The organism is Pseudoalteromonas sp. TB51, from assembly GCF_000498055.1.
GTDB lineage: Bacteria > Pseudomonadota > Gammaproteobacteria > Enterobacterales > Alteromonadaceae > Pseudoalteromonas > Pseudoalteromonas atlantica.
Genome location: NZ_AUTO01000216.1, coordinates 74,619 through 80,618 on the forward strand (window position 1 = coordinate 74,619; position 6,000 = coordinate 80,618).

Below are 6,000 nucleotides of genomic sequence, written 5' to 3' on the forward strand. Positions count from 1 at the left end.
TGGCAAATACAGTAATTGACCTATAAAAATAGACATCTTATATAATGACACGCTTTGATAATTTACAACTATTTATAAATACGTACTTTGATGCTAAACTACACTCCTTAGTAGCCATTACTGGGGATGCCAGCTTTCGCCGTTATTACCGTTTAAGCTGTGCCGGAAAAGCGTTTATTGTGATGGACTCCGACCCACAAAAAGTAAATAACGCTCCGTATATCTCTCTTAATAAAGTATTCACCGACAACGGCTTTTTATTGCCTGAAATAATTGCAAGCGATGAAGAACAAGGCTTTTTTGTGTTAAGTGACTTAGGAAATACACACTTAGCCGATAAGCTCGATGAGCCAAATAGAGATGAATATTACAAGCAATTAATCCGTTTAGCGGCAAGCTGGGCCAAAACCCCTGAATCAGCAGCTATGCAAAATTATAATAAAGAATTTATTCATCTTGAGCTGAATATTTTTAGCCAATGGCTGGTTACTGATTTTATTGGCTTAAAATTGAGTACTGAGCAACAAACGCTTTGGCAGCAAAGCTGTGAGCTATTAACGAACGCTATGCTAGCGCAGCCTACGGTCACGGTTCATCGTGATTATCACAGCCGTAATATTATGTATAGCAATGAGCAGTGGGCAATTATAGATTACCAAGATGCCGTGCGCGGGCCGCTGTGTTATGACTTAGTGTCGCTGCTACGTGATTGCTACTTTAAGTTGCCACAAGCACAGCTTAATCAGCTGCTTGAGTACGGCTATGAAGAATTTACAGCGCAAAAATTAATAACAGATACTTCTTTTGAGCAGTTTAAACAGTGGTTTGATTTAACGGGTATTCAGCGCCATTTAAAGGCAGCGGGAATATTTTGCCGGCTCTATTTACGCGATGGTAAAACCGGCTACCTTGATAATATTTTACCGACGTTGGATTACATTGTTGATGTTGCTAAAACCTATCCAGAGCTTGCAGCCTTAAGTGAGTGGGTAAGTAGCGCTGTAATACCGCAGGTAACACTAAAATTAGCTAAGGAGCGCACATGAAAGCCATGATTTTAGCAGCCGGGCGCGGCCAGCGAATGATGCCGCTTACACAAGCTATGCCTAAACCTATGCTAAAAGTGGCGGGTAAACCGCTGATTGAGCACCATATTAATAACCTTAAAGCCGCTGGCATTACTAACATTGTTATAAACCTAGCTTGGCAAGGGGATAAAATAAAAAGCTATTTTAAAAATGGTGCTGAGTTTGGTGTGCGCATTGTATATAGCCAAGAGGCTGAGGGCGGCCTTGAAACCGCAGGCGGAATTATTCAGGCGCTGCCATTACTAGGTGAGCAATTTATTGTAATTAATGGCGATGTATACACAGATTACGATGTGAATGCGCTTACACAATTGCACCTGCAAGACGGCGAGGCCCACATAGTGTTAGTAGAAAATCCACCGCATAACGAAAAAGGGGATTTTGCGTTAAGTCACTTATCGGCTGAGAGTCAAAAGTATACATTTTCGGGAATTAGCCGTTACCACGCTAATTTTTTTAAAGGTTTAGAGCCTGGCATACGCCCGCTTGGGCCAATATTGCGAGAAAAGCTCGCCCAACAAGTTATCTCAACTGAGCTTTATATTGGTCAGTGGGGCGATATCGGCACACCACAGCGACTCGCGCAGCTCAACGAGCGCATACAAAACATACTTTAATAGAGGCAGTTAATTAGATGTGGGGAAAAATACTCGGTTTTTGTTTTGGCTTTATGTTTGGCAAAATTTTTGGTGCCATTTTAGGTTTATACCTCGGCCATTTATTTGATAAAAGCTTAAAAAACGATTTTGATAAAGCCGGCGGCTTTTCAGGTTTGTTTAAAGGTGATGATGTAAACGAGCGCCAAGCGTTGTTTTTTTCGAGCTGCTTTGCGGTTATGGGGCATATTGCAAAGTCGAACGGTCGCGTAAGCGAGGTGCATATAAAAGCGGCAAGTATGTTTATGGATGAAATGGGGCTAAAGGGCGATGAGCGCCGCGAAGCTCAGCATGCATTTCAATCAGGTAAAGACAGCGACTTTTCGATTAAAGAAACAGTACACGACTTTAAAGAACGCTTTGCAAAACGTTACGACTTACTGCAACTGTTTTTAGAAATTCAAATTCAAATGGCGTTTTCTGATGGCGTGCTCGCAGAGCAAGAAAAACAGCTGTTACAAGAGGTAAGTAAGCAATTAGGTATTTCTAAAACTCATTTTGCTTTTATTCTTAAGCGTTACCAAGCTGAATTTAGTTTTAGACAGCAGCAACAACAGTATAGACAACAGCAGCAAGGTCAAAGTAGCAGTTACCGTGAAGGCTCTGGTCATCATGTGCCCCCTAATAACAGCATGAACCGCTCACAGGCCTTGGCTTTATTAGGGTTAAGTAGTGACGCGACGCAACGAGATATTAAAGTAGCGTATCGTAAATTAATGGCGCAGCATCACCCTGATAAATTAGTATCTCAAGGGCTGCCTAAACACATGATGGAAGTAGCAGTTAAAAAAAGCCAAGATATTCAAGCGGCTTACGAGTATTTAAAAAAGGCGGCGTAAAAAACCGTCTATCACTTTAGTTAACCGTGCATGCTGCTCTGGCGCATCGCGCAGGCCAAAGAGTTGGCGCTGGCGGTAATCAAATTTAGCATTTCGATTTACCCAGCGCTGGCGGTTTTTAAGGCTCATAAGTATATCGGTATTGTCATTTGCATAGTAAATATCAAGTAAGGCGGGGGTCACCAGCGATGTGGTTTGCGCTAAACCTTTATTGCGCTGTGTATTAGGTAAATAACTACTTAAGCTTATAAACGCATCTATTCGCGAGTCAGGAAAATCGGCATAGTATTCTAGCAATACTCCCGCACTGGTACCTTGTGCTATGACGACAATATTATTTGGCTCGCTCATCGCGTTTTGATAGAGCGCCTCATAACGCATTATTAAATTAGTTTTATAATTACTTAGTACCTCATTACTCACCAAATCAATGGCATTAACAAAGTGTGACTCTTGAGCCGTTGTAACAGCACCGTCGCTGTTACTTTGCGCCGTTTTTGTTGGCTCTTCATTTTGCGCTTGCGTACTTGATTGCGTGCTTGATTGGGTATCTGCTTGTGAAGCCATGTTACTTGCTTGCCAATCTATATCGGGTACTGTCATGGCGTAGGTTGTGTAACCTAAATTAGTAAGCTCTTTTCGCAGGTAACTCATGCCAGCATTGCTGGTGGGGGTAGAATTCCAATCAGGGATGAGTAATACAATACCTCTAAAATCGCGGCTCATGTATTCGCTATACAAACTTAAAAATTCTGTATCACCAGCAAGTATGGGTTTAACTTCATCATTGGGTAGTAGACGTTTTATATCGCTATTTTCGATACTTGATAAAGAAGGTGGGGCTATATGCTCTGCAGCACTGGCATATGCGCTTAAGCATAACGCAGAGCAACAACATACACTTTGTAGCGTTTTTTTGATTAGCTGCGCAGATATCATAGTAAGCCCAAAACGTGAGTAATAACTAAGTATCGGCGCGCTAAGGTAAAAGTTTAGTACTGACTTTGCGGGCTTTACCTATTAAAAGTCGGGCTCTACCTCAAAGGTCAGTACTTGCTCGGTCACGGGGTGTTTTAGTTGCAACATTTGCGCATGTAGTTGTAAACGTGGCGCCGCGGCTAGGGCCTCTTTATGGGCATAAAGTCTATCGCCCAGTATTGGGTGGCCAAGGCTTAGCATGTGCACGCGTAATTGGTGCGAGCGCCCCGTAATTGGCGTGAGCTCTACACGTGTTGCGCCCGCTTCTCGTGCAAGTATTTTAAAGTGGGTTAGCGAGGGCTTACCGTTTTCATAATCAACCATTTGCTTAGGACGATTAGGCCAATCACATATAAGTGGCAAATCAACCGATCCGGTATCTTGCTCAAGTTGGCCGTAAACACGTGCAATATAGCGTTTTGCAGTTTCACGTTCTTGAAACTGCATACTTAAATGCCTATGAGCTGCCTTATTCATAGCAAGGCAAAGTATGCCTGACGTTGCCATATCTAGGCGGTGCACTATTTTAGCTGTAGGAAAAACACGGTTAACGCGATTAATTAAGCTATCGGCATGTTTTGGATCTTTACCTGGGACGGTTAAAAGTTCGCTGGGTTTATTAACGATGAGCAAGTCGTCATCTTGGTGCAGTATTGTTAAATACGGACTCATTGGGGGATTGTAATTAACTAACACGGCCGACCTCAGTAATTTTGCAGGGCGCTATTTTAGGGGAGCGAGAGCAAAGGCTCAAGGAAAAGATAAAAGTTTAATTGCGTATTTTTCATGCTGGAGTAAAACTGCACCAGCTTAAAGTTATAGGAACACATTATGGCAAGGCAAAGTATTTCACTTACTGAACAGAATGATTTATGGCTTCGTAATTACGTTGAAAACGTGGGGGGATTACACAAATAAAAGTGAATTGGTGAATGATTTAATTCGCCGTGCAAGAAGAGCAGAAGCAATAAATGGTAAGCTTGCTAACTCAGAAAAAAGCGGTTTTAGTGATCAATCGACGTGCCGTTTGTGGCTCAGACAGCATCTATTATAGAGTTACAGAAATAGATATTGAAATAATGGCTATACTAGGTGGCTAAGATACTGATGAGTAATTGTAGAGGTGAATGTAAAAAGCACGGCCTGTAAACCGTGCTTTTTGAAGTGTAGTTTTGTCTTGTCCTGAAATGTGTTTACACATTTAGGACTTATTTTATGAAAACCACTAAAATTAAAGACGTTAAGCGTACTCAGCGAGATTATACATTAGGCTTTAAATTATCTATTGTTGAGCAAGTAGAAAAAGGCGACTTCACCTATAAACAAGCGCAAAGTCATTACGGTATTCAAGGCCGCAGTACCGTTCTGGTATGGCTGCGAAAACATGGTAAATTAGATTGGTCTAAACCAACTTATATAGCCAACATGCCTAAATCGAAAGAAACCCCAGCACAAAAAATTAAACGTTTAGAGCGCGAGATAGAAGAGTTACGCCTAAAGGATTTAATCAAAGATGAAATGATTAATATTATGGATGAAGAATATGGAGCGGGCTTGCGAAAAAAGTACATATCCGAGCTATCACGCGCGCAAAAGAAAACCATCAAATAAAGCTTACTCCGTTATGCCGTGCATATGGCGTAACGCGACAAGGTTACTATCAAGCTATGCGCAGAATAGATGCTCGGAATAAAGAATTGGAGCCAGTCAAAGAATTAGTGATGTACTGGCGGCAATTCATGCCTCGTATTGGTGGGAAGAAACTTTATCTGATGATAAAGCCAGACCTGCAAGAGCGTGGCATTAAACTAGGTCGTGATTGTTTTTTTGATTATTTGAGAGAGCATGACTTTCTTGTAAAACCAAAGAAAAATTACACTAAAACAACAAACAGTAACCATTGGATGCGCAAGCATCCCAATTTACTAAAGGAATACATGCCTACTGCGGCCGAGGAAGTCTTCGTTAGTGACATTACATACGTAAAGTCAGCGCAAGGCGTGCATTACCTATCGTTAGTCACTGATGCTTACAGTCGAAAAATAATGGGTTATGAGCTGAGTGATGAAATGAAAGCAACCGATGTAGTCAGAGCATTAGAAATGACAATTAAGCAACGCGTATATAAACGTGATGCCATTCATCATTCAGATAGAGGTTTACAATATTGCTCTGAAGTATATCAAAATGCGCTATTAAAAGAGGGCATTAGACCATCGATGACCGATGGGTATGACTGTTATCAAAACGCATTAGCAGAGCGTATTAACGGGATATTAAAGCAAGAGTTTTTACTGTATAAATGTCGCAATATGGCAGAGTTAAAACAGCTCGTTGAAGAATCGATATTTATATACAATGAAATGCGACCGCACTTAAGTTTGGATATGAAAACACCAAATCAAGTGCATAAAAAAGACCTGGCGCTTTCGCACCAAG

The 6,000-nt window shown here is 41.4% G+C and carries 6 protein-coding genes; 4 read left to right on the forward strand and 2 right to left on the reverse strand.

Translation table 11 applies throughout. From position 1 onward, the window contains the following. Window positions 1-44 precede the first annotated feature (44 nt). From L650_RS0112200 to djlA, 3 genes are read left to right on the forward strand one after another with little or no spacing between them, the layout of a single operon-like run. The gene (locus tag L650_RS0112200; protein ID WP_029773299.1) at window positions 45-1,046 is read left to right on the forward strand and encodes an aminoglycoside phosphotransferase family protein; all 1,002 of its coding nucleotides are present in this window, start codon (window positions 45-47) and stop codon (window positions 1,044-1,046) included. Further along, window positions 1,043-1,705, forward strand: a complete 663-nt coding sequence (gene murU, locus L650_RS0112205) for an N-acetylmuramate alpha-1-phosphate uridylyltransferase MurU (RefSeq protein ID WP_029773300.1) — start codon at window positions 1,043-1,045, stop codon at window positions 1,703-1,705. The genes L650_RS0112200 and murU overlap by 4 nt, the downstream gene beginning before the upstream one ends. 17 nt (window positions 1,706-1,722) lie before the next feature. Then, a complete protein-coding gene (gene djlA, locus L650_RS0112210) occupies window positions 1,723-2,583 on the forward strand; it encodes a co-chaperone DjlA (RefSeq protein WP_029773301.1) in 861 nt (286 codons plus the stop codon). Here the strand turns inward: djlA and L650_RS0112215 are convergent. After that, on the reverse strand, window positions 2,566-3,522 hold the full coding sequence (locus tag L650_RS0112215; protein ID WP_029773302.1) for a DUF3530 family protein: 957 nt from the start codon (window positions 3,520-3,522) through the stop codon (window positions 2,566-2,568). The genes djlA and L650_RS0112215 overlap by 18 nt on opposite strands. Before the next feature lie 81 nt (window positions 3,523-3,603). Further along, window positions 3,604-4,257 carry a bifunctional tRNA pseudouridine(32) synthase/23S rRNA pseudouridine(746) synthase RluA gene (rluA, locus tag L650_RS0112220; protein WP_024031523.1) on the reverse strand — a complete coding sequence of 218 codons (654 nt, stop codon included), beginning with the start codon at window positions 4,255-4,257 and terminating at the stop codon, window positions 3,604-3,606. Window positions 4,258-4,776: 519 nt separating this feature from the next. Between rluA and L650_RS23800 the strand changes: the two genes are divergently transcribed. After that, window positions 4,777-6,000, forward strand: a protein-coding gene (locus L650_RS23800) for an IS3 family transposase (RefSeq protein WP_128081053.1) whose coding sequence is annotated in 2 segments (ribosomal slippage) — window positions 4,777-5,128 and window positions 5,128-6,000 — 1,225 coding nt annotated over the 2 segments. Because the reading frame shifts where the segments join, the coding sequence is not laid out codon by codon here. This gene is flagged as partial in the annotation.

What these genes read in the sequence shown, in the direction of transcription:
- murU (WP_029773300.1), top strand. Translation starts at nt 1,043, where the DNA reads ATGAAAGCCATGATTTTAGCAGCCGGGCGCGGCCAGCGAATGATGCCG.
- L650_RS0112215 (WP_029773302.1), bottom strand. Translation starts at nt 3,522, where the DNA reads ATGATATCTGCGCAGCTAATCAAAAAAACGCTACAAAGTGTATGTTGT.
- djlA (WP_029773301.1), top strand. Translation starts at nt 1,723, where the DNA reads ATGTGGGGAAAAATACTCGGTTTTTGTTTTGGCTTTATGTTTGGCAAA.
- L650_RS0112200 (WP_029773299.1), top strand. Translation starts at nt 45, where the DNA reads ATGACACGCTTTGATAATTTACAACTATTTATAAATACGTACTTTGAT.